This is a genomic window from Pseudomonas sp. TCU-HL1 (genome assembly GCF_001708505.1).
GTDB lineage: Bacteria > Pseudomonadota > Gammaproteobacteria > Pseudomonadales > Pseudomonadaceae > Metapseudomonas.
This window is the reverse complement of the sequence record NZ_CP015992.1, coordinates 2,098,554-2,122,717: the sequence shown is the minus strand read 5'-3', so window position 1 is coordinate 2,122,717 and position 24,164 is coordinate 2,098,554. Positions and strand designations below refer to the sequence as shown.

The 24,164-nt window shown below is 63.2% G+C and carries 19 protein-coding genes and 1 pseudogene; 11 read left to right on the top strand and 9 right to left on the bottom strand.

Annotated features, from left to right (window positions below):
* Positions 1–508 precede the first annotated feature (508 nt).
* From ihfB to THL1_RS09770, 6 genes are all read right to left on the bottom strand, one after another.
* Complete coding sequence (ihfB, locus tag THL1_RS09795) at positions 509–793, bottom strand: integration host factor subunit beta (protein WP_069083097.1); 285 nt, start codon at positions 791–793, stop codon at positions 509–511.
* A 149-nt stretch (positions 794–942) separates the two neighbouring features.
* A complete protein-coding gene (gene rpsA, locus THL1_RS09790; protein WP_069086463.1) occupies positions 943–2,622 on the bottom strand; it encodes a 30S ribosomal protein S1 in 1,680 nt (559 codons plus the stop codon).
* Between the two features lie 280 nt (positions 2,623–2,902).
* Positions 2,903–4,075 carry an acetylornithine deacetylase gene (gene argE / locus THL1_RS09785; protein ID WP_069083096.1) on the bottom strand — a complete coding sequence of 391 codons (1,173 nt, stop codon included), beginning with the start codon at positions 4,073–4,075 and terminating at the stop codon, positions 2,903–2,905.
* Positions 4,068–4,745, bottom strand: coding sequence for a DUF1028 domain-containing protein (locus THL1_RS09780; protein WP_069083095.1), 678 nt, complete (start codon positions 4,743–4,745; stop codon positions 4,068–4,070). Before THL1_RS09780 ends, argE begins: the two co-directional genes overlap by 8 nt.
* A gap of 11 nt (positions 4,746–4,756) precedes the next feature.
* Positions 4,757–5,185 (bottom strand): RidA family protein, encoded by a 429-nt coding sequence (locus tag THL1_RS09775; RefSeq protein ID WP_069083094.1) that lies wholly within the window; start codon positions 5,183–5,185, stop codon positions 4,757–4,759.
* A 57-nt stretch (positions 5,186–5,242) separates the two neighbouring features.
* Positions 5,243–6,559 carry a flavin-containing monooxygenase gene (locus tag THL1_RS09770; RefSeq protein WP_069083093.1) on the bottom strand — a complete coding sequence of 439 codons (1,317 nt, stop codon included), beginning with the start codon at positions 6,557–6,559 and terminating at the stop codon, positions 5,243–5,245.
* A gap of 321 nt (positions 6,560–6,880) precedes the next feature.
* On the opposite strand from THL1_RS09770, the gene THL1_RS09765 reads away from it, so the two are divergent.
* On the top strand, positions 6,881–8,512 hold the full coding sequence (locus tag THL1_RS09765) for a VRR-NUC domain-containing protein (protein WP_069083092.1): 1,632 nt from the start codon (positions 6,881–6,883) through the stop codon (positions 8,510–8,512).
* 1 nt (position 8,513) lies between these two features.
* Positions 8,514–10,763: an ATP-dependent DNA helicase gene (locus THL1_RS09760; protein WP_069083091.1), complete on the top strand. Its 2,250-nt coding sequence runs from the start codon at positions 8,514–8,516 to the stop codon at positions 10,761–10,763.
* A gap of 73 nt (positions 10,764–10,836) precedes the next feature.
* Here the strand turns inward: THL1_RS09760 and THL1_RS09755 are convergent, their stop codons facing one another.
* Positions 10,837–11,526 (bottom strand): endonuclease, encoded by a 690-nt coding sequence (locus THL1_RS09755; protein WP_069083090.1) that lies wholly within the window; start codon positions 11,524–11,526, stop codon positions 10,837–10,839.
* Positions 11,527–11,815: 289 nt separating this feature from the next.
* Between THL1_RS09755 and THL1_RS09750 the strand changes: the two genes are divergently transcribed.
* Positions 11,816–12,127, top strand: a complete 312-nt coding sequence (locus THL1_RS09750; protein ID WP_069083089.1) for a transcriptional regulator — start codon at positions 11,816–11,818, stop codon at positions 12,125–12,127.
* A gap of 7 nt (positions 12,128–12,134) precedes the next feature.
* Here THL1_RS09750 and THL1_RS09745 read toward each other — a convergent pair whose 3' ends face one another.
* Positions 12,135–13,016: a DMT family transporter gene (locus THL1_RS09745; protein WP_069083088.1), complete on the bottom strand. Its 882-nt coding sequence runs from the start codon at positions 13,014–13,016 to the stop codon at positions 12,135–12,137.
* Between the two features lie 293 nt (positions 13,017–13,309).
* Between THL1_RS09745 and THL1_RS09740 the strand changes: the two genes are divergently transcribed.
* The 8 genes from THL1_RS09740 to THL1_RS29565 all read left to right on the top strand — a co-directional run bounded on the left by THL1_RS09740 (position 13,310) and on the right by THL1_RS29565 (position 22,311).
* The gene (locus tag THL1_RS09740) at positions 13,310–14,443 is read left to right on the top strand and encodes a PAS domain-containing protein (RefSeq protein ID WP_069083087.1); all 1,134 of its coding nucleotides are present in this window, start codon (positions 13,310–13,312) and stop codon (positions 14,441–14,443) included.
* A complete protein-coding gene (locus THL1_RS09735) occupies positions 14,440–15,894 on the top strand; it encodes a sigma-54 interaction domain-containing protein (RefSeq protein ID WP_069083086.1) in 1,455 nt (484 codons plus the stop codon). Before THL1_RS09740 ends, THL1_RS09735 begins: the two co-directional genes overlap by 4 nt.
* Positions 15,895–16,152: 258 nt before the next feature.
* Positions 16,153–16,755 carry a dimethylamine monooxygenase subunit DmmA family protein gene (locus THL1_RS09730; protein WP_069083085.1) on the top strand — a complete coding sequence of 201 codons (603 nt, stop codon included), beginning with the start codon at positions 16,153–16,155 and terminating at the stop codon, positions 16,753–16,755.
* A complete protein-coding gene (locus THL1_RS09725; RefSeq protein ID WP_069083084.1) occupies positions 16,752–17,720 on the top strand; it encodes a PDR/VanB family oxidoreductase in 969 nt (322 codons plus the stop codon). Before THL1_RS09730 ends, THL1_RS09725 begins: the two co-directional genes overlap by 4 nt.
* A 13-nt stretch (positions 17,721–17,733) precedes the next feature.
* Positions 17,734–18,774: a heme-dependent oxidative N-demethylase family protein gene (locus THL1_RS09720; protein ID WP_069083083.1), complete on the top strand. Its 1,041-nt coding sequence runs from the start codon at positions 17,734–17,736 to the stop codon at positions 18,772–18,774.
* Between the two features lie 107 nt (positions 18,775–18,881).
* On the top strand, positions 18,882–20,408 hold the full coding sequence (locus THL1_RS09715; RefSeq protein ID WP_069083082.1) for an APC family permease: 1,527 nt from the start codon (positions 18,882–18,884) through the stop codon (positions 20,406–20,408).
* Positions 20,409–20,591: 183 nt separating this feature from the next.
* A complete protein-coding gene (locus tag THL1_RS09710; protein ID WP_069083081.1) occupies positions 20,592–22,016 on the top strand; it encodes a gamma-aminobutyraldehyde dehydrogenase in 1,425 nt (474 codons plus the stop codon).
* Positions 22,017–22,122: 106 nt separating this feature from the next.
* Positions 22,123–22,311, top strand: coding sequence for a hypothetical protein (locus THL1_RS29565; protein WP_145928280.1), 189 nt, complete (start codon positions 22,123–22,125; stop codon positions 22,309–22,311).
* Between the two features lie 88 nt (positions 22,312–22,399).
* On the opposite strand, the pseudogene ltrA reads toward THL1_RS29565, so the two are convergent.
* Positions 22,400–23,689: pseudogene (gene ltrA, locus THL1_RS09705) on the bottom strand (group II intron reverse transcriptase/maturase).
* Positions 23,690–24,164: the final 475 nt, after the last annotated feature.

Below are 24,164 nucleotides of genomic sequence, written 5' to 3'. Positions count from 1 at the left end.
CACTGGAGCCAATCGCCCCCAACTCACAAGCCTTCCACCAATGAAAGGCCCCGAGACCCGCGAAACTGGATGAATGGAGCAAAACCTTGCCTCTCCTTGCGGGACGTCAAAATCAGCCAAACGGATATCGAGAGTGACACGGGAAGGGATTCGGGAAGCAGACGCCAAGCATGGCACCGCCTCCAGCACGTGCAGCCCCATTCGCAATCAACGACCATTCAAGCCAATTGTCTGCCATAAGCGCCGCGACTAAGGGAATAGACACACCACGAGTCAGTCCTTAACACATCGAATGAATTCGCCCTCTCCGACTGCACCTTCAGGACGAATTACCTCCAAACGCTGCAATGGGCAGCGCAGAAATCGACACAGTCGATTCAGTACCGTGCAGCCCGAGCATTTTGCCTACGTTTCGTAAATTCGCAAGCAGAGAGCGCGAATAACACCTTGACGCAAAACAAGAAATACCTGGAAAGAGAGGACGACCACTTAAGGTGGGGTGAAGAGGCTACTCTTCGTCGTTCACTCGATCCCTTAGCTCCTTCCCAGGCTTGAAATGCGGAACAAACTTGCCATCCAGGCGCACCGATTCCCCCGTCTTAGGGTTACGCCCAACGCGCGGAGCGCGGAAATGAAGGGAAAAACTACCAAATCCACGAATCTCGATCCTGTCCCCTGTCGCCAAGGCCTGGGACATCTGCTCGAGCATGGTCTTGATGGCAAGCTCTACATCCTTGGACGATAGCTGGCCCTGATGGGTAACGATTCGTTCGATCAACTCCGACTTGGTCATGGTTTTCCCTTCTAATTCAAGCGGCTAGATCAGCTCCATGAGGTTTTAGCACGCCAGAGGAGCTTTGAACAGTCCAAGCACCTGAAGGGAAATCGCAGAAAACAAAAAGGGCGGCCTAGGCCGCCCTTTTTGCTGAAGGAGCAGGGTGATTAGCCCTGGTTCTCCATCTGAGCACGGATCAGATCACCAATGGTGGTCGGACCGGTGGACTCCACTTCCTGCTTGCGCAGTTCTTTCATGGCGTCCTTCTCGTCATCAACGTCCTTGGACTTGATGGAGAGGCTGATTACACGGCTCTTGCGGTCGATGCTGATGATCTTGGCTTCAACTTCTTCGCCTTCCTTCAGCACGTTGCGCGCGTCTTCAACGCGGTCACGGCTGATTTCGGAAGCCTTCAGAACGCCTTCGATCTCGCCACCGAGGCTGATTACAGCACCCTTGGCGTCAACTTCTTTCACGGTGCCGCGAACGATGCTGCCTTTCTCGTGCATGGAGGCGTAGCTGGAGAACGGATCGTCTTCCAGTTGCTTGATGCCCAGGGAGATGCGCTCACGCTCCGGATCAACGGAGAGGATGACGGTTTCCAGCTCGTCGCCCTTCTTGAAGCGACGTACGGCTTCTTCGCCAACTTCGTTCCAGGAGATGTCGGACAGGTGGACCAGACCGTCGATACCACCTTCCAGGCCGATGAAGATACCGAAATCGGTGATCGACTTGATGGTGCCGGAGATCTTGTCGCCCTTGTTGAAGCGGCCAGAGAAGTCTTCCCACGGATTGGACTTGCACTGTTTGATGCCCAGGGAGATACGACGACGCTCTTCGTCGATGTCCAGAACCTGAACTTCCACTTCGTCGCCAACCTGAACGACCTTGGACGGGTGGATGTTTTTGTTGGTCCAGTCCATTTCGGAAACGTGTACCAGGCCTTCCACACCCTCTTCCAGCTCGGCGAAGCAGCCGTAATCGGTGAGGTTGGTTACACGGGCGGTCACGCGAGTGCCTTCCGGGTAACGAGCCTTGATGGCGACCCAAGGATCTTCGCCCAGTTGCTTCAGACCCAGGGAAACGCGGTTGCGCTCGCGGTCGAACTTCAGGACTTTCACGTCGATCTCGTCACCAACGTTGACGATCTCGGACGGATGCTTGATGCGCTTCCAGGCCATGTCGGTGATGTGCAGCAGACCATCTACGCCGCCCAGGTCAACGAACGCACCGTAGTCGGTGAGGTTCTTGACGATACCTTTGACCTGCTGGCCTTCCTGCAGGGATTCCAGCAGAGCTTCGCGCTCGGCACTGTTCTCGGCTTCCAGGACGCTGCGACGGGAAACGACAACGTTGTTGCGCTTCTGATCCAGCTTGATGACCTTGAACTCGAGTTCCTTGCCTTCCAAGTGAGTGGTGTCGCGTACGGGACGCACATCCACCAGGGAGCCCGGCAGGAACGCGCGGATGCCGCTGACGTCGACGGTGAAGCCGCCTTTGACCTTGCCGTTGATAACACCCTTGACCACTTCTTCGGCGTTGAAGGCCGCTTCCAGAACCAGCCAGGACTCAGCGCGCTTGGCTTTTTCGCGGGACAGCTTGGTTTCACCGAAGCCATCTTCCACCGCGTCAAGCGCAACGTGGACCTCGTCACCCACCTTGATGGTCAGCTCGCCCTGTTCGTTGTAGAACTGCTCGACCGGGATGACGCCCTCGGATTTCAGGCCAGCATGGACGGTGACCCAGTCACCATCGATGTCGACCACGATGCCGGTGATGATTGCACCCGGCTGCATATCGAGGGATTTCAGGCTTTCTTCAAAAAGTTCTGCAAAGCTTTCGCTCATGTTCATACCTGTAGTCAAAGGCCAGGAAAGGCCCTATTCCGCACTCCAGCCAATGCGGTCAAGTCATCAATAGAAGCGACGAGGATCGAAGCTGGTATCCTGCGTCGCCCCAGTTGCGCCGCTGCCTGCCAAAGCCGGAAGCGGCGCGAATCTCAGGGTTGACATTGGCTTTTTCAACCTCCGGACGGAGGAATCGAGCCAACATAAGGGCTGGAATGGTAGCAATGGGGTTGACGGCCGTCAATCACACTGCTTGGCCATTCGTAATCGGTGCAGCATTTTACAGCAGGCCGTCCCCGGACTGCAGATATAGCGCCAGGCGGCGCAGCATTGCGTCGCAGCCGGCTAACTGCCCTGTGCTGATGAATTCATCGGGCTTGTGCCCCTGATCCATGCTTCCCGGGCCACAGACCACGGTGGGAATGCCCACCTGATCGAACAGTCCACCCTCGGTCCCGAAGGCCACAGTGCCAAACTCCGTTGATTTGCTGAGCACGGCCAACAGGCATGCCGCCTCACTATCCGGTGAAGTAGCCAGCCCCGGATAAGCGCTCAGTAGCTGCAGGCGAATTCCTGTGCCAGCCTGCACCGCACGCATTTTCGGCACCAGCTCGGACTCGGAATACGCCTGCAAGTCATCGACTACCTGCTGGGCATCGAAGTCCGGTAGCGCGCGCACTTCAAAATCGAACTCGCACTCCGCAGGCACGATATTGAGTGCCCGCCCTCCCTTGATGGTGCCGGTCTGCACCGTCGAGAACGGTGGGTCGAAACGCTCGTCGTGCCGCTCTGGACGGGCAAGCTCCGCGCCGAGCTCCCCCAGCTTGCCGATCAACCGCGCCGCATATTCGATGGCGTTGACGCCATAAGGCGCGTAGGCGGAATGGCAAGCCGCCCCCTGGACCTGGCAGCGCATGGCGAGCTTGCCCTTATGGCCGAGCACCGGCTTCAGCTCGGTAGGCTCACCAATCAGGCACAGGCGCGGCTTGTGCGGCCGCTTCTCCAGTTCCGCCAGCATCGCCCGCACGCCCAGGCACCCCACTTCCTCGTCATACGAGAAGGCGAGATGAACCGGCACGCTGAGAGGGCGCTCGAGAAAAGCAGGTACCGCCGCCAGCACGGAGGCGATGAAGCCTTTCATATCCGCCGTACCACGTCCGTACAACCGCCCTTCCCTTTCGGTCAGCCGGAACGGCTCGACCGTCCAGGCCTGCCCGTCCACCGGCACTACGTCGGTATGGCCGGAAAGTACAACGCCACCCCGGTCACGAGGACCGATGGTGGCGAACAGATTGGCCTTGGTGCGTTCCGAGTTGTGGAACAGCTCGCTTTCCACCCCCAGCCCTGCCAGGTAGTCCCGGATAAAAGCGATCAGTTCCAGGTTGGAATCCCGACTGACCGTAGCAAAACCGATCAGCCGTTCGAGCACGTCGCGGCTGGACACCTCACTCATCGCCTGGCACCCCGTAGCTGGGCGCCGCGGTCGGATTCAACGCCCGGATCACGTAATCCTGCATCTGCGGCCGATAAGCCTGCCAGAGCGCATCCAGCTGACCGATGGGATCTTCTTCCGCCCAATCGACCCGCAGGTCGACGATCGGCCAGGTCAGGTCCCCAACTACCTTGAGCGCCGCCGAATGCACAGGACCTGCCTCGCCACCGGCCGCCATCGCCGCATGCATGGCGACCAGCAGCCGATCCGCCAGCAAACCAGGCGCAGCCTCGAAAGCCTTGACCATGGCATCGATCACCTGGGTGCCGGCCAACAGGTTCCCTGCCGCGGCGCATTGCTCGCCAGCCACGGCGTTATGCACGCCCAGCGCCTCACTACCGCTGAAAAGCGCGACTCGCCCCTGCCCGTCGATCACTGTTACCTGGCGGTACTGACTCCAGCCGTTGGCGCTCAATGCCCGATCCAGCGCCGCGGCGGGCTCAAGTTGCTGGGCGTCGATCAAGTCAAGGATTTGCGGCCCCAGCGCCGGCAAGGTGACGTTCTGCGTCGCCACCGCCCCGACACCGGCGCGCACCCACGGGCAACGCGCGCCGACGGCAATGCTGGACGAGCTGATGGCGATACCGAGCTGGCCTGTCTCGTGGCAGCGGCCGATGATAGAGAACGTCATGACCCTGCTCCTTATGCCTTCGGCTGCCAGTCGTCCGGGATCACCGCGATCACGTCGATCTCCATCAGCCACTGGGGCTGGCCCAGGGCCGACACCACCAGTCCGGTGGAGATCGGGAACACGCCCTTCAACCACTTGCCGACTTCCTGATAGACCGGCTCGCGATAGCGCGGGTCGATCAGATAGGTGGTCGTCTTGACGATATGGGACAGGTCGCTTCCCGCCTCCTCCAGCAGTTGCTTGACGTTTTTCATTGCCTGCTCGGTCTGGGCGCGCGGATCGCCCAGCCCAACCAGGCGACCTTCGAAATCGGTCCCGACCTGGCCACGGACATAGACGGTGTTGCCGGCGCGCACGGCCTGGCACAGGTCGTTGTCCAGGCTCTGGTTTGGATACGTATCCTTGGTATTGAACATACGAATGCGGGTATGAGTAGGCATCAACTTGCTTCCATTAATCTGCAGTTATGAGGTTGCGAATCAGGGGGGCGCTTTCGATCAGTCATCGGCCTGGCGCTGCGAAGCATCGCGGTAGGCGGAATACTTGCGCTGCGTGGCGATATGGTCGGCAATGTGTTTGGCATCGTGCCAAACGCCCCAGATGAACGTGGAACCACGGCGTGACAGCCACGGCAGGCCCAGGAAATAGATGCCGGGCTCGGTCGAAACACCGCGCTGGTGCTGCGGCTTGCCTTTGCCGTCGAAGGCATTGACCTTCAGCCAGCTGTAATCAACCGCGTATCCGGTCGCCCAGATGATCGAGGTGACGCCGGCCTTGGCCAGGTCCAGCTCAAGAATCGGATTGGTCAGGCATTCCGGGTTCGGGTACGAAGCACGAGCTTCCGGCTCCTCTGGCAGGTCAAGGCCATTGCGCGCGATATAGGCGTCAGCTGCATCCAGCAGGGACAAATAGTTCTCATCACCGCGGGCGATGTTGTCCGCCAGGTCCTGCTGGAAGGTCACCACGTCGCCGTCGAACGACTTGGTAAGCCCCACGAGCGTCACGCCCTGATGGGCCAGGCCACGAAAATCGACCGTGTGCCCGCCACGGGCCCCGCTCACGGCAATGGTCACGTGCTCCTTGCCCGGCTGGGCGGCTTCCGCGTCCCACAGACCGAGCACGCCAAGCCACCAGCAGAAATCACGGTTGCGGTAAGCACGCGGCGGACGATCATGCGGGCCAACCGACAGGTAGACCTGCTTGCCGGCACGCTGCAACTCATCGGCAATCTGCACGCCCGATGACCCGGCACCCACCACCAGCACACCGCCCTCCGGCAGTTGCTGAGGATTGCGGTACTGGGCGGAGTGAATCTGCGTGACCGTTGCGTTGGTCGGCGCAATCGGTGGAATGATCGGACGCTGGAAAGGACCAGTAGCGGCCACCACGCGGTTTGCCTGGATCACCCCCTCCGAGGTTTCGATGGTGAATCCCGGACGGTCGGTATTGCGCACCACCGATTTCACTTCCACGCCGGTACGGATGGGGGCATCGAACTGCTTGGCGTAGGCTTCGAAGTAATCCGCAACCTGCTCTTTAGGCGCGAAGGCGTCGGGATCGAGGTCGAATTCCAGCCCGGGGAAGCGGTCGTGCCAGGCCGGCCCATTGGCCACCAGCGAATCCCAACGCCCCGTGCGCCAGGCTTCGGCGATGCGATTGCGCTCCAGTACCAGGTGCGGCACTCCGAGCTTGGTCAGGTGCTCGCTCATGGCCACGCCGGCCTGACCGGCACCAACAACCAGCGTATCGATTTCTGTTACTTCAACTGCCTGCTCCGCGTAGGTCTGAAACGCGGTCTGGTTCAGGTCGGTCATCGCTTGCCTCCTCTGACTCTGATCATTCTTGTTCTGCTGATGCGGCTATCTGTTGGGGTGTTGGCCGCATTCTGTTCAGAGCGAGACATTCGCGAAATTATGATTTTTGTAGTCGCTGGCTAGGAAAAAGCTACCAGCACGAAAAGCGCTGGGCCCGCGCGCCAAAAGGCTTTGGATATAGGTTTTTTAGTTTCAGGCGCGACAAAATAAATAGCGTCTTGGCGCCCGCAGACCCACTGATCGAAATGCATTTGCCGCGCCCCCGCCGTGCCTGATATCTGTATATATCCACAGTAAAAGACTGGTCTGCCTTCTCCCGCCATGCCTGCCGCCCTCGACGATCCCTTCTATTACCTGCACAACTTCCACACCCTGCTGGACTGGATCAGCGAGCGTTATCACGACCTGCTCGACGGCGACGAGCAGGCATTCATCGAGGACTTCCGCGCCCTGCCCCGCGCCTCCCAGGCGCTGCTGGTTCGCATGGTGATGCGCAAGGGCACGCTGTTTCGTGCGAGCAAGCTGAACTACCCGGAGATCGGCGATACCCGCGATGCGGCTGTTCCGCTGCTGGCGCTCGGCTGGGTGGATGCAGCGGCGGAACTGGACCTGGCGCAGCTGTTCGGCCTGCTCACGCTGGGCGAAGTGGATGCCTGCTTCGGCAAGGCACCAGGACGCAAGGCGGAGCGCCTGGAGAACCTCCTTGCCGAATACGATGGTCGCCGCACCTTTGCGGACTGGTTTCCGGCCAGTAGCGATTGCGTCTATGCCCTCGGCCTGATGGACATCTGCGATCGCCTGCGGCTGATGTTCTTCGGCAACCTCTACCAGGACTGGTCCGAATTCGTCCTCGCCGACCTCGGCATCTACCAGTACGAAAAGGTGGAGATCGATACCTCGGCAAGGGGCTTCCGCGAGCGTGCCGACCTCGACTACTACCTGCGCCTGCACCGTTGGCGGGAGCGCTTCGAGGCGGGCGAGGCACTTGAGCAGTTACTGCCCGAACTTCCCGTCGAACCCCACGCCAACCCGTGGCTGGATGCGCGTCGTCGCAAACTGCTGTTCCAGGTTGGCCAGCACTGCGAACGCTGCGAACTACTGGAAGCCGCGCTTGGCCTGTATGGCCTGTGCGGCTACCCGGGGGCGCGGGTCCGACGCATTCGCGTGCTAGAACGCCTGGACGCCCATGACGATGCCTTCGACCTTGCGCAACTCGCCAACGCAGCGCCCGAGAGCGAGGAAGAGCAGCAACACCTGATCCGCATCCTGCCGCGCCTGCGGCGAAAGCTGGGCCTGCCCAAGGAGCCGCCAGCCGGCCGTGCATCGGTGCAACGCATCGATCTTGTGCTACCCCAGCCCCCGGAACCGTTGTCAGTGGAGCACGCTGTGCTGCAGCACTTCCACGAAGACGACGCGCCCGTGCATTACGTGGAGAACACCCTGCTGAACTCGCTGTTCGGCCTGCTGTGCTGGGATGCCATCTTCGCGGCCCTGCCCGGTGCCTTCTTCCATCCCTTCCACAATGGCCCGGCGGACCTGCTCAGCCCCGATTTCCATGCTCGCCGCACCGAACTGTTCGACGCCTGCCTGGCGCAACTGGACAGTGCCGACTACCTGACCAGCATTCGCCGGACCTTCGCCGCCAAACAAGGGCTGCTGTCGCCCTTCGTCTACTGGGGCAACCTGGACGAAGCCCTGCTCGACCGGGCGCTGGCCTGCCTGCCGGCGACACAGCTCAAAGCCTGCTTCCAGCGCATCCTCGCCGACATCAAGTCCAACCGCTCCGGCCTGCCGGACCTGATCCAGTTCTGGCCAGCCGAGCGTCGTTACCGCCTGATCGAGGTGAAGGGTCCCGGTGACCGCCTCCAGGACAACCAACTGCGCTGGCTGGAGTTCTGTGCCCAGCACGACATTCCCGTGGAAGTCTGCTACGTGCAATGGGCGGACACCTGACATGGGCTACACCGTCGCCGTACGCGCGCTCTGCGAGTTCACCGCCAAGACGGGCGACCTCGACCTGCGCTTCACCCCTGCGCCCACTGCACAGGAAGGCATGGCCGGCCACGCACTGGTGGCCAGCCGTCGCGGCGAGAGCTACCAGACGGAAGTGGTGCTGGTTGGCGAATTCGGCCCGCTGCGGGTACGCGGCCGCGCCGACGGATACGACCCGGTGCTGAACCGTCTGGAAGAAGTGAAGACCTATCGCGGCGATCTTCAGCGCATGCCGGACAACCACCGGCACCTGCACTGGGCCCAGGTGAAGGTCTACGGCTGGCTGCTCTGCCAGCAGCAGTCGCTACCGGAAATCGAACTGGCGCTGGTTTATTTCGATGTCGGCAGCCAGAAGGAAACTCTCCTCATCGAGCGCCACAAGGCCGATGACCTGCGCCGGTTCTTCGAAACCCAATGCCAGCGATTCATCGCCTGGGCCAAACAGGAAGTCGCCCACGCAGCAGCGCGCAACGGAGCCCTTGAAGCCCTCGCCTTCCCCCATGCCGGATTCCGCCACGGCCAGCGCCAGCTCGCCGAAGCGGTCTACAAGGCGGCCAGCACCGGCTGCTGCCTGATGGCTCAGGCGCCCACCGGGATCGGCAAGACCCTGGGCACCCTGTTCCCCTTGCTCAAGGCGGTTCCGCGCCAGGCGCTGGACAAGGTCTTCTTCCTCGCGGCGAAAACACCTGGCCGCCAACTGGCGCTCGACGCCCTGCAGCAGATCGATGCCGAGCCCCTGCGCGTGCTCGAACTGGTCGCCCGCGACAAGGCCTGCGAGCACCCGGAAAATGCCTGTCACGGTGAATCCTGCCCCCTCGCCCGAAGCTTCTACGACCGCCTGCCTGCCGCGCGCAAGGCGGCAGCGGAACGCCGCTGGCTGGACCGCAAAACCCTTCGTGAAATCGCACTCGCCCATCAGGTATGCCCCTATTACCTGGCCCAGGAGATGGCCCGCTGGAGCGACGTGGTGGTGGGCGACTACAACTACTACTTCGACTCCAGCGCCCTGCTCCACAGTCTGACCAACACCAATCAGTGGCGCGTCGCCGTGCTGGTGGACGAAGCCCACAACCTGGTGGAACGGGCGCGCAAGATGTACTCGGCCGAGCTCGACCAGCTCAGCCTAAAGGCCCTGCGCAAGACTGCGCCGGCCACGCTGAAAAAATCCCTGGAACGGGTCGGCCGTGCCTGGAGCGAACTGAACAAGGAACAGGCCGAGGACTACCGCGCCTATGACGCACCTCCGACCAAGCTGCTCAATGCCCTTCAAGGGGCGGTAACCGCGATTACCGACTACCTCACCGACAACCCCACCGCCGTGGATACCGCCCTGCAGGAGTTCTACTTCGAAGCCATGCAATTCGGTCGCATGGCCGAGCAGTTCGACAGCCATTCGCTGTTCGACCTCAGCAAGCGCCCCGGCAAAAGTGGAAGCAGCCTGTCGCGTCTATGCCTGCGCAATCTGGTACCCGCGCCATTCGTGGGTCCACGGTTCGCCGCCAGCCATTCCACCGTGCTGTTCTCGGCCACCCTCAACCCGCGCCGCTATTACAGCGACCTGCTGGGACTGGCCGCCAATACACCCTGGCTGGAAGTGGACTCCCCTTTCAGCGCCGAACAGCTCCGGGTGCAGATAGCCACCGACGTCTCAACACGCTACCAGCACCGCAACGCATCGCTCACTCCCATCGCACGGCTGATGGCCCGGCAGTTCGCAGAACGTCCCGGTAACTACCTCGCCTTCTTCAGCAGCTATGACTACCTGCAGCAAGTCGCCAGCCTGTTCGCCCGCGAACATCCGCAGGTGCCCATCTGGCTGCAGGCACGGCAGATGGATGAAGCCGAGCGCCAGGCGTTCATCCAGCGCTTCGAAGTCGGTGGCCAGGGCATCGGCTTCGCTGTACTGGGTGGTGCATTCGGTGAAGGCATCGACCTGCCCGGCGAGCGGCTGATCGGCGCCTTCGTCGCCACCCTTGGCCTGCCGCAGCTGAACCCCATCAACGAGCAACTAAAGCAACGTATGGCCGCGCAGTTCGGCGCCGGCTACGACTACGCCTATCTCTATCCGGGTTTGCAGAAAGTGGTGCAGGCAGCCGGGCGGGTCATCCGCTCGACCGAGGACAGGGGCGTGGTGCACCTGATCGACGACCGCTTTGCGCGGCCGGAGGTGCAGCGGCTCCTGCCTTCCTGGTGGGCCATCGATCACCTGTAGGGGCGAATCAATCGCCAAGTGAGCTGAAGGCCTGCCCGTGTGGGTGCGAATTCATTCGCAAAAGGCGTTGGCACTATCGCCGGCAAACACCCATATCCACCTTGCCCACGAACGGGTTGCCATAGCCCATCACACAAGCCACGCGCTGGTTGCGGTTACGCTCCCAGGCTTCCACCGGGTATTGGCGATTCCAGGCGTTGTAGAGCTTGCGGTCCTGGCTGGAGATACGCAGACCGTAGCGATCACTCATGTAGAAGTAGGTGCGCGCGATCATCCCGCGAATTTGCTGCCGCGGCATCGCCTTGCGTGCCTTGAAGTCCACCACCATCGGGCAAGCGCCGTATTGGCTCGGCTTCTGCGGCAGCCAGGCGAAGCTGTAGTTGCTGCGGTCGCCGTTCACCTCGCCGATGCTCGGCACCAGGTTATGCAGGTCGGCCTCGGCGCGCTGGTAGGTCGGATCGTTCTCGGTGCAACTCTTGCGCCCCCCTTTCTGCCAGCACTGACGCTGATGGCCGATCACCCAGGCTGGCACGATGTGCTCCCACTCGATGCGCTGGGCCCGTTGAGGTGTCTTTCTCGGCACATAGCCACAACTCTTCAGGTCCACACGATTGCCCTGGTAGCGGCAGCCGCAATAGAACTCCACCGGGTGAGTGGCGTAGAGCTTCCAGGCGACCTTCTTGGCTTCGTTGAAGGTACGTGGGGCTGCGGCTTCGGTGGCGGCGGAAAATAACAGGGAAAACAGCAGGATAGAGCGGATCATCAGGATTCTTGTTCTCGGTACTGCGTCAGTGGGAAATGACTGACAACAGATTTTTCCTTTGGTTTGGTTGCCATCAGACCGCGGCAACTGCTATCTGTATAAATATACAGTAATCCAGGAAAAGTCCTATGCCTGTATCAGCCCCGATCCGCTTGCCGATACCCGAGCAACCCGTTCCAACCAACGCACCGCTGCCTTATCAGTTACCGCTGCCCTTCCCGCCCCCCGGCCAGGTACAGCCCTTGCTCGCCACTCGGCGACTGCACTGATTCCGCCCGAGGACACCCCGATGCTGGATGTACGCCAGTTGAAATACACCGTGAGCCGCATGGCCCCGGAAGAAATCCGCGAGGCCGTGGAGGAGTTGCGCCTGGAAGGTCTGGTCACCGACGGCAAGACGCCCTTCGGCCGCCTCCACTTCAACACCTGTCTGGCGGAGATCGAGGCGCTGTTCCAGCGTGCCGGCTATCACCGGCAACTGGATGTGGTGGGCTACCAGGGCCAGGCCTATGCCCTGTTCGATCCGTCCCGCTGGGAACCGGTACAGGTACTCAGGTGGTTGAAGGACTATGTGGACTCGCGCCAGGTGGAAAGCGCCTAGCAGGCTGCTAGCGCTTCTGCGCGTAGGCCATGAACAGCCCGCTACCCACGATGATGGCGATGCCGAGCAGGCCGACCTGGTCCGGCGCATGGTTGAACAGCAGCAGCCCGAGCAGGCCGGCAAAGACGATCTGCCCATAGCCGAAGGGCGCCAGCAGCGGCGGTGAAGCGTGGCGGAACGCCTGGGTCAGCAGCATGTGCCCGCCCATGCCGCAAGTGCCCAGGGCGAGCATCAACAAACTGTGGCCGAGGTTGTCCGGCAGGTGCCAGAAGAACGGCACCAGAGTGCTCATCAGCAGCGTGTTGGTCAGGCCGGTGATGAAGTTGCTGGTGGCCGAACTGTCGGTTCGGGCAAGGATGCGCGTCAGCAACTGATAGAAGGCAAAACAAACGGCGGCGGCCAGCGGGTAGAGCACGGCCGGGGTGAACAGCGAACCACCTGGACGGACGATCAGCAGCACCCCGGCGAAGCCCACCAGCACCGCCCCCCATTGCCCGCGGGAGACCCGCTCGCGCAGCAGGGGTACCGAAAGCAGGGTGACCAACAGCGGCGCGAGGAAGATTACCGAGGTCGCCTCGGCCAGCGGGATATAGCGCAGGCCGGTCGTGAACAGCAGGCTCACCCCGATCAGGCAGAGCGCCCGCGCCACCTGCAACAGCGGCCGCTTGGTGCGCAGCACCCGCATCCCCTCACGCGGCAGCAGGAAGCCCGCCATCAGCAGCGTGTGCACCAGATAGCGCACCCAGACCACCATCACGATGGGGTAGAACGCCGACAGGTACTTGGAAATCGCGTCGTGGCTGGAGAACAGGAAAGTCGCCAGGCAGACCAGCACGATACCTTTCAGCGGCTGGTCGATGCGTTGCGACAAGGGACTTTGGGAGCTCATCAGGGGTCCGGGTCGTCTGCCGGGGAAGGACTTGGTAGCAGACTAATGATTAGGCGCCTCAAGATATCGGCTAAGCCTCTGTGACTCAAGAGCCGGCCGGCGTGCAATGCCGGACAGGGAAGCCCAGCCTTCCATCGGCCGACCGGAGGTGCTGTGGTCCTGCCGGGAAGCGCTGTAAAAATGCAGCACTCGCACCCCGCGTTCGGCCGCAGGCCCCGCGCCACCTGTCCATGGCGGCTGGCACGCAATGTGCGGACGTAAGTTCGAATCCCGCAAGAACACCTGGAATCGACATGGACCCACTACACCTGATGGCCGAACGCGGCCTGCTGCTTTCCGCCACGCTCTCGATCAGCGGCCAACTGCTGCATATCTCGCCCAGCCTGAGCGACCAGCTTGGTTATGCGCCGGATGAACTCCTGGGGCTGGGTATCGAACAGATCTACACCGCCGAGTCGGTGCGCGCCCTGAATCTGCTTTTCGCCAACCCGCCCGCCGACGAACGCATCCAGGACCTGGAACTCACCCTGATCCGCCACAGTGGCGGGCTCCTGCCGATGCTGGCCAGCGGCATTCTGGAATGGCGCACCGAGCCCACACCCCGCCTGCACCTGATCAAGATGCCGCTCGGCGCCCTCACCCGCCGGGTGAACGAGTTGCAGAACGCCAACGAAGTCATGAGCCAGATGCTCTACAGCGCCAAGGTGGCCTACTGGTGCATCGAGTTCGCCGAGGCGGTGGACATGACCCAGACACCCGACGAGATCGTCCGCCAGGTGTTCGAAAACCGCTCCTACTGGCGCATGTGCAACCGCGCCATGGCGGAGGTCTACGAAATGCCGGCGGACGTCGACTTCAACCAGCAACCGGTGCGCCTCTACTGGCCGCGCAGCCCGGCCAACGAAGAGTTCGTGCGGCGCCTGGTGGAAACCGGCTTCTGCGTCGACGGCGCCCTCTCGGTGGACCGCCGCCACGATGGTTCGCCCGCCTACGTGGAAAACGATGTGCGCGCCGCCATCCACAACGGCCGCCTGCTGCGCATGTGGGGCAGCATCCGCGACGTCAGCCAGGAGCTGCGCGTGCAGCACGACGCCGAGCAACGCATCGATGCGCTGCGCCGGGTCTTCGACGCGGTGCCGGACGCGGTGGTGGTGATCGACGAAGAGCTCCAGCCGCAATGGCGCAACGCTGCCTTCGAGAACACCTTCGGCATCACCCAGGGCACCAGCATCGCCCACGCCCTGCTGGACCAGTCGCTGCCCGAACGCACCTGGCACAGCCTGCAGCTGCCCGACCTGAGCGGCCGGCCGCAACTGTTCAACGTCCATTGCTCGCGCATCCTCATGCAGGAAGGCGTGGCCTGGAAGGTCGCGGTGCTGCGTGCAACCGAGCGCGGCATCCGCCATAGCGGCGAGTTGCATCCATGATCGACAAGAACCTCCTGCCATCGCTGAAGATGGGCATGCGCTCCTCGGTGAGCGTCAGCAGCGAAGTGCTCTCCGCACTACTGGAAACGCCGGCCCTGCACGCGCTGCTCGACAGCTTCAGCGAGGCCATCATCCTCTGCGACGGCGAATCGCGGGTGCGCTTCCTCAATCTCGCCGCAGAACGGGTCAATCGCCTGTCCCGCCAGGAAGCGCTGGGCCTGCCCAACGCCGAGTTCTTCCAGCGCTCGGCACTGGGTTTCGATGATTTCCAGCAGGCCGTCAGCCGTGGCGGCACCAGCGCCCTGACCCGCTCCCGCGATGGTCGGATGTTCCTCACCAGTACCCAGGCGGTACCCACCGGCGCCTACGAAAAACCCTACACCCTTCTGGTGCAGCGCGACTTCGAAGGCCGCGAGAGCCAGCGCCGCACCTCCCCGCAGGCCTTTGCGCCCGCAGAGAACAGCGGCCTGGGCGACCCGCAGGACAACGCCCTGCACCTTTCACCGTTGCTTTCCAGCATCGCCGACACTGGCGTGCGGGCCTTTCGCCGGCGCGCCAGGCTCCTGCTGCTGGGCGAACCCGGCGTCGGCAAGACCGCCATTGCGCGGCACATCCACCGCGCCGCCGGCTGGGGCGACCGACCCTTCATCCACGTCAACTGCGGCAGCATCCCGGAAAGCCTGTTCGAGTCCGAGATGTTCGGCTACGAACGCGGCGCCTTCACCGGTGCGCTCCAGGGTGGCAAACGCGGTTATATCGAGAGCGCCTCGGGCGGCACGCTGTTCCTCGACGAGATCGGCGAAATCCCGCTGCATGTGCAGGCCAAGCTGCTCAAGTTCCTGGAAGACGGCAGCATCCAATCGGTGGGCTCGCCACTCTCCAAGACGGTCCAGGTGCAGGTGATCGCCGCCACCAACAAGGACCTGCGTCGCCTGGTGGAGACCGGCGAATTCCGCGCCGACCTCTACTACCGCCTGGCGGTGCTCCCGGTGGAAATCCCGCCGCTGCGCCAGCACCTGGAAGACCTCCCGGTGCTCATGGACATCCTCCTGGTGCGCATCAACCGCGACCGTCAGCCGACCCTGCGACTCTCAGCAGGCTGCCGCCAGCGCCTGATGAATTACGACTACCCCGGCAACATCCGTGAGCTGGTGAACGTCTTCGAACGTCTGGCCGTGCTGGCGGACGAAGAAGCCCAGGAACATCACCTGCCACCGGAACTGCTCGGTCTCGCTGCCCCGGTATTCGCCCGTCCGGTGACAGAGCGTGTGGACGGCGAGAGCATCGTGCCGCTCAGCGAGGAAGCCGGCAGCAATCTCAAGGCCCAGGTGCAGCGCTTCGAACGCCAACTCATCCTCCAGGCGGTCCAGAGCCAGGGCAGCAAGCGCAAGGCCGCCCAGCAGCTCGGCATCGACATCGGCACCCTGATCCGCAAGCTGCAACGCGACTGATCCCACCGGCACAGGGATGTGCCCCAATGCTGTCGTTTCCCCCTCCCCGCACTCCCGTACAACGCTGCAAGAATGCCAACAAGGCAATTCATTTCTGCCTACATCCAGCACTATAAGACAAATAAAATTCGTTTTATTTCAATACGTTACTAAGTTGGCACAGCATGTGCTCCAGCTAACGGCAACCCATCCACCTGAGTGGGTCATCGCATAGAAGCCGGGCCCGAGAGGTCCGGCAGCTCTGGAGGCAAAACAACAATGCTGATCACAGGTATCAAGAGCCGGCCGGTATACGACCAGCTCCACCCCCTCCCCGGCGGTATCCGTCATCTGGTCGTCGGCCAGGGCAGCGGCGGCCGCGCCCTGCTGCGCCTGCTGGACGACATGGCCGGGCAGGGCCTGAACATTACCCTGCTCTACTCCCAGGAATCCTTTTCCGGCCAGGACTTCCTCGCCGAACTCTCACAACGCGACGTTGCCGAGCTGCGCGTCTATGCCAGCAATCAAGAGCTGGTGGACGACCTCGAACACATCCTCGGGGATGCCCACATGGGCACCCGCCTCTACCTCTCCGGTTCGGAAAGCTTCATCGGCACCGCGATGCAGGTTGCCACCCGCTACGACATGAACGGTGACGAAGTGCTCCGTGAGCACGCCGGCAGTTTCGTCCGCCGCGTCTGGTGCGTGCACTGCGACAGCTACACCGAGAATGTCACCCAGCGCGTATTCCAGTGCCCCAGCTGCAGTCGGATGCTGGTGGTGCGCGATCACTACTCCCGCCGCCTCGCCGCCTTCCAGGCCGTGAAGGCCGATGCCGAAGTCCCCGGCGAACTGCCGGCCGCCGAGGAGCTCGACACATGAGCCTGAGCAACGGAACCCTGAACGTGCGGGTCGCCCGCGTCGAAGCCGTAACCCCCGAAATCAAGCGCTTCACCCTGGTGTCCACCGATGGCGCGCACCTGCCGCCTTTCTCCGGTGGCAGCAACGTGGTGGTGCTGATCCCCCATGAGAACGGCACCTACCGCAACGCCTACTCGCTGATGAGTTCGCCCTACGACTCCAGCGCCTACCAGATCGCCGTACGCCGGGTCGAGGACGGCCGTGGCGGCTCGTTGCGGATGCACGAAGCCGTGAACGAAGGCGACGTGCTGGAAATCCTCCGCCCGGTGAACCTGTTCCCGCTGAGCAAGCACGCCCGCCTGCACCTGTTCATCGCCGGCGGCGTGGGCATCACCCCGGTCTGCTCGCAACTGGCGGAACTGCGTCTGCGCGGCACGCCCTTCGAAGTGCACCTGGCCGTGCGTGGCGCGGAGCACGCGCGCCTGGGCGACGAACTGGTGCGCGAATATGGCGATGCGGTGCGCCTGTACCGCAACGACATCGACCAGCGCCTGGACATCGCCGCCGTAGTGGCTGACCGCCCGCTGGGCAGCCACCTGTATGTGTGCGGCCCGGAATCCATGATCCAGGACGCCATCGACAGCGCCCGCGCCCAGGGCTGGACCGACAGCCACATCCACTACGAGCGGTTCCTGGAACAGGGCAGCGTCGGCGAAGCCTTCAGCGTCACCCTGGCGCGCAGCGGCGCCACGATCGAGGTCTCGCCCGACCAGAGCCTGCTGGAGGCCGCCGAGGCCGCCGGCCACGAGATTCCCTACCTGTGCCGTGGCGGCGCCTGCGGCATGTGTGAAACCCCTGTGCTGGAGCTGGACGGCGAGATCCACCACACCGACGACTGGCTGTCCGACGAGGACAAGGCCGCCAACAAGAAAATCATGCCCTGCGTATCGCGCGCCAAGTGCTCGCGGCTGGTCATCGACTGCTGAACGGAGAACGACCATGACCATCCAGTTCCGACCCGACGAAACCTACCGCGACGACTACACCTACGCGAACAGCCCCGAGTGCATCGCCCGCGCGCCCTTCCCCTTCCCGGACGACGAGTACATGTACTCGATGAACCTGGAGCCCCATGTATCGGTGGGCGACGCAGCGCTCAAGGCCGTCTTCGACATCGACGAGCACTACATCAGCGAATGCCGCGACCGCGCCATCACCCTGGAGAAAGACCCGGGCATGCACTACGTGTCGGCGCCGCACATGATGGAAGCCCAGTGGGACCTGCTCGAGCTGATCATGGAGTCCTACGCCAGCGACTACCCCGAGTTCTTCAGCCTGGAGAAGGACGGCACTCGCTGGCACTGGACCAACAAGCTGCTGAACATCGACGACACCTTCACCTTCGGCGACCCGGCCACCCTCCCCTACGAGCCGATGGAATACATCACCCGGCAGGCCCAGGGCGACTGGGTGCTGCAGGAAGAGCGTGACGGCACCCTGTACTGGGGCGCCGGTATCGCCACCCAGCGCGCCGACTACTCCCTGCGCTTCAACCTCGGCATGGCCTGGCACGAGTTCCACGGTCCGGTGCCGCTGGTGAAAGAGACCGGCATGCTCGACCGCGCGCTGAAGTTCCTCCTGCGCCTGCGTTGCGGCCATCCTGTACGCCGCCTGAACTGGTCGCTGACCGTCAACCCGCGCCTGGACGTCTCCGCCGAAAGCCTGCCGGACTGGGCCCCGGACCGCACCACGGTGACCGCCGAGAACGCCGGCAAGCTGGTCTACCTGCGCATCGAGCTGCAGCCGCTGCACCGCCTGCCGCGCAGCAACGCCATCGTGTTCCCGATCCGTACTTATCTGTTGAACCTGGAAGACATCGCCACCAACCCGGCCTGGGCCAAGCGCATGCACCGCGTGCTCAAGTCCCTCAACCAGGAGCTGGTGGACTACAAGGGCTTCACCCGTTACCGCGACGCCGCCGTCGAGTGGCTGTCGCAGTTCGACGACGGCCGCGACGAGCAGGTGGCCAAGGCCGTCTGAGTCCGCATCACGCTTCACCCATAACAACAAAGGCTCTTCCATGAGCACCGGCGGGCCCCGCCCCGCCGGCCAAGCAAACGACTGCCATTCAAATGAGGAAAAACAATATGAGTGGGTCTTCTGCGGCGCGTGCAACCGCTTCGATCGATCAGGATGCCGAACAGCTGCGCGCGCTCGGCTACAGCTCCAACTTCAACCGCAGCATGAGCCTGTGGGAGAACTTCTCCCTCGGTTTCACTTATCTGTCGCCGGTGGTCGGCGTCTACACCCTGTTCGGTCTCTGCCTCGCGGCAGGCGGCCCGCCGATGTTCTGGTCCTACCTGCTGATCGGCCTCGGCCAGTTGCTGGTGTGCCTGGTGTTCGGTGAAGTGGTTTCGCAGTTCCCGATTTCCGGTGGTGTCTACCCCTGGGCACGCCGCCTGGTGGGCAAGCGCTGGGCGTGGATGGTGGGCTGGGTCTATGCCTGGGCACTGTGCGCCACCATTGCCGGCGTTGCCGTCGGTGCCGGTCCGTACCTGGCCGCCATGCTCGGTTTCGAGGCCAACTCCAACGCCAACATCTACATCGCCCTTGGCCTGATCCTGCTATCCACTGCGCTCAACCTGGTGGGCACCAAGCTGCTGGCGCGCGTGGCCATGTTCGGTTTCCTCTGCGAACTGGTCGGGGCCATCCTGGTGGGCGGCTACCTGCTGATCTTCGAACGCCACCAGCCGTTCAGCGTGCTGTTCGACACCTTCGAGATCAACGTCAACGGCTCCTACCTGCCGGCCTTCCTCGCGGCGTCCCTGGCGGGCCTGTTCCAGTACTACGGCTTCGAGGCCTGCGGTGACGTGGCCGAGGAAACCCCCAACCCTGGCAAGCGCATTCCCAAGGCCATGCGCATGACCATCTACATCGGCGGCGCCGCAGCCATGTTCGCCTGCCTGGCGCTGATTCTCGCGGTGCCGGACATGCAGAAGGTCATCGCCGGCGAAGACACCGACCCGGTTTCCACCATCCTTTCCAATGCCTTCGGTCCGGTGGGTTCGAAGCTGGTCATGGCCGTGGTGATGGTGTCCTTCATCTCCTGCGTGCTCAGCCTGCAAGCCGCCGCCAGCCGACTGCTGTTCGCCTATGCCCGTGACGAAATGATCGTCGGCAGCAACCTGCTCAAGCGCCTGTCCGCCAACCAGGTACCGTCCTTCGCCCTGGTGGTGAGCGGTGTCCTGCCGGCGGCCATCGTCTGCCTCGGCCTGTTCATGGCGGACGCCGTGGCCACCATCGTCGGCTTCGCCGCCATTGGTATCTACGTCGCCTTCCAGCTGATCGTGATCGCGGCACTGATCGCCCGCGCCAAGGGCTGGCGCCCGAGCGGTCAGTTCAGTCTGGGCGGCTGGGGCCTGCTGGTGAACGTCGCCGCGCTGATCTACGGCCTTGGCGCCATCGTCAACATGGTCTGGCCGCGCAGCCCGGATGCCGCCTGGTACATCAACTACTCGATGATCCTGACCACAGTGGTGGTAATGGGCGCGGGCTTCCTCTACATGCTGCTGGCCAAGCCGTACGACAAGGGCACCGCCCCGGCCGGCGACGCCTGGAAGTTCTCCAAGCCAACCCCAACGGCCGCTGACGTCGCCGGGGTGCCGGCGCAGTAACTAGCCACCGCACACTCTCTCCGAGCTCTGCTCCCCTCTCCTCTTCAGGGAGAGGGGCCGGGGGAGAGGGTAACCAAGCTCAGTCCAAGCACCGCCGTGTACCCGAACCCAGTAACCCTCTCCCCAACCCTCCCCTAGCCGGTCGCCCCTGAAGGGAGAGGGAACAACTATGAGGACGCCCCCATGCAAACCAAGCTCCTGATCAACGGCCAGCTCGTCGCCGGTGAAGGCCCCGGCCTCGCCGTGCTCAACCCGTCCCTGGGCACCGCCCTGGTGGAAATCGCCGAGGCCAGTCCGGCCCAGGTCGATGCCGCCGTGCGGGCCGCCGACGCCGCCTTCCCGGCCTGGTCGCAGACCTCGCCCAAGGACCGCGCCACCCTGCTGCTGAAACTGGCCGACCGCATCGACGCCCACGCCGAAGAACTGGCGCGCCTGGAATCGCAGAACTGTGGCAAGCCCTACGCCGCCGCGCTGAACGACGAACTGCCGGCCATTGCCGACGTGTTCCGCTTCTTCGCCGGTGCCAGCCGCTGCATGAACGGCTCCGCCGCCGGCGAATACCTGCCCGGCCACACCTCGATGATCCGCCGCGACCCGGTGGGCGTGGTCGCCTCCATCGCGCCGTGGAACTACCCGCTGATGATGGCCGCCTGGAAACTCGGCCCGGCGCTGGCCGCCGGCAACACCGTGGTGCTCAAGCCCTCCGAGCAGACCCCGCTGACCGCCCTCAAGCTGGCCGAATTCATCGCCGAGCTCTTCCCTGCCGGCGTGGTGAACCTGGTCTTCGGCCGTGGCCCGAGCGTCGGCGAGCCGCTGACCACCCACCCGAAAGTACGCATGGTCTCCCTCACCGGCTCGGTCGCCACCGGCTCACGGATCATCGCCGGCACCGCCGACAGCGTGAAACGCATGCACATGGAACTGGGTGGCAAGGCCCCGGTGATCATCTTCGACGACGCCGACATCGACGCCGCCGTGGAAGGCATCCGCACCTTCGGCTTCTACAACGCCGGCCAGGACTGCACCGCCGCCTGCCGCATCTATGCGCAGAAGGGCATCTACGAGCGCTTCGTGGCCAAGCTCGGCGAGGCCGTCGGCAGCCTCAAGACCGGTCTGCAGGACGACCCGGCCACCGAGCTCGGCCCGCTGATCACCGAGCAGCACCTGGCGCGTGTCGAAGGCTTCGTCCAGCGCGCCGCCGCCGTGCCGCACATCCAGGTGGTCACCGGTGGTGCGCGCGTCGACGGCCCGGGCTTCTTCTTCCAGCCCACCGTGCTCGCCGGCGCCCGCCAGGACGACGAGATCGTCCGCCGCGAAGTGTTCGGCCCGGTGATCTCGGTCACCGCGTTCGACGATGAGGAACAAGTGCTGGCCTGGGCCAACGATTCCGACTACGGCCTGGCTTCTTCCCTCTGGACCGCCGATGTCGGCCGCGCCCACCGCCTGTCCGCGCGCCTGCAGTATGGCTGCACCTGGGTCAACACTCATTTCATGCTGGTCAGCGAAATGCCCCACGGCGGCGTCAAGCACTCCGGCTACGGCAAGGACATGTCCATGTATGGGTTGGAGGACTACACCGCCATTCGCCATGTGATGTTCAAGCACTGATCCGGCCGCCGCTCGCTTGCCCGGGCGTTGTTGAGAAGAGCGTCGAAATGCTCATGTACAACAGTACATTCCGCGTTCTCCGCCCTTCTCGCCTAGCCCGTGCGGCGTGAGCGACGCCTGGATTCGTGCCCGTAAGCGTTTTGTGGGGGCGAATTCATTCGCGATTGAAATCGCTCCTACAGGATTGGCATCCCCCAACCAGGAGCCTCCCATGCTCGACATGTTCGACATGTTCGACGGTATCCGTTTGATCCTCACCGGCGTGCTGGCCGACCTGGCCCTGGCGTCGGCCTGAATCGGCATAGGGGACGGCCTTCACAGGCCGTTCCCCTGCCACACCACCCGGCATGCGGGTCCGCACCGGGCGGTTCGAGAGATTGAGGTTAGATCAGGGGTAGCCCCAAACGGTCGAACCAGGCGATATTCAGCACTCGATTCAGCTCCAAGGAGCTGTTGCGCCACCAACGACGGGTGTTCCTCGCCACTTGCCGTGCCGTTCCCTCACTGGCGCCAAGTGCTCGCAGCGCTTTGTAGGTCGTCGTCCCACGCTTCCAATGCTTGAGCCGGATCGCTCGCAGGCGGTGTCGTATCCATTCATCCAGCTCTCGCCAGACGCCTGGTGTCTGTGACAAGCCAAAGTAAGCTTTCCAACCCAGCAGGTAAGGGCGCAAGCCATCGACAACTTGCTGCAGGCTGCGTCCGCTTGAGCGTCGGGTGTATCAGCGAATCCGCTGCTTGAACTGCTGTTGCGCCTTATAGGATGCAGCCCGCTTGACTTCGCCTCGCCTGGACCACAACGCGTAACCCAGAAACTTACGGCCAAACGCGTTGGCCACCGCACTCTTGTGCTCATTGGCACTCAAGTGCAGCCGTCCATACAAGCGCTTCAGCCAGGCCATCACCCGTTCACCTGCCTTTTGACTGCGCACGTAGACGTTCGCGTCGTCGGCGTAGCGCACGAAACAATGGCCTCTGCGCTCCAGCTCCCGATCCACTTCATCCAGCAGCACGTTCGCCAGCAACGGCGACAGCGGGCCGCCTTGCGGCGCCCCGCAGCGGCTTTTCTCGATCACACCAGCCTTTAGCGTTCCAGCATCCAGATAGGCACGCACCAGCCGGATCACCGGCCGGTCCGCAATCCGTTTGCCCAAACGATCAATCAGAATGTCGTGATCGACCCGGTCGAAGAACTTCTCCAGGTCCACATCCACCACGATCCGCCGCCCTGAGGCAACGTAACGCTGCGCCGCGAGAATCGCGCCGTGGGCGTTACGACCCGGACGAAAACCGTAGCTGTGCTCACTGAAGGTGGAATCGAGGAGTGGCTGCAAAACTTGCAACAGCGCTTGCTGGATCAGGCGATCGGTGACCGTCGGAATCCCCAGCTCGCGCTCGCCGCCGTCCGGCTTGGGAATCACCACGCGGCGGACTGGGCTGGGCCGATACTCCCCCGACAGCAGTTGCTGGCGAATCCCGGCCCACTCGGTCAGCTGGTGTTCGGCCGTCTGCTCAATGTCCAGACCGTCGACTCCCGCCGCCCCTTTGTTGGCCTTGACGCGCTTCCACGCGCGTTGCAGGTTGCCTCTCGCAAAGGCGCGTTGCAGCAGCCCTTGCCCTGCGTTTTCGGGATCACCTTGCGGGCGCCATGCCTCGTCGCTGACGGAGCGATTCACGGCTTCACCGTTTCTCGTCGGCGTCCGCCCCGCGTTTGGCGGGCATCTGACTTCCGGTCATGTCGCATCAAGATGGCCTATGGCGCTCTCTCTCGTTCGGCCCTTCGTCGAAAAAAACGACTACTACGGCCTCTGCTGACTTCTCGCTCCGGCTGGCGCCGTCGCCCTTTCAGGCATGAGGCGAGATCTCCCCAGGTAAGGACGCACTCCTTCACTGCACAACCGCCGGATTTACGCCACTTCGCCTTGGCCACGAGAGCTTCGCGGCTTCTTGCCCGCTCGCCCTGCTCGGCAGCGCCTCGTATCCGATTCTTGTCCATCGGCTCGCAGTTTCGCTCCACGCTTCCTCCCCACGGTCGGTCGCCCTTTCGCAGTTGCGCTTCGCTTCGTTCGCTGTGGCCAGCTCACGGGAGGACTTACACCTCCAAGAGTGCGCCCATGCTGGGCGCACAAAAGAAGCCCCGGCATACGCCGG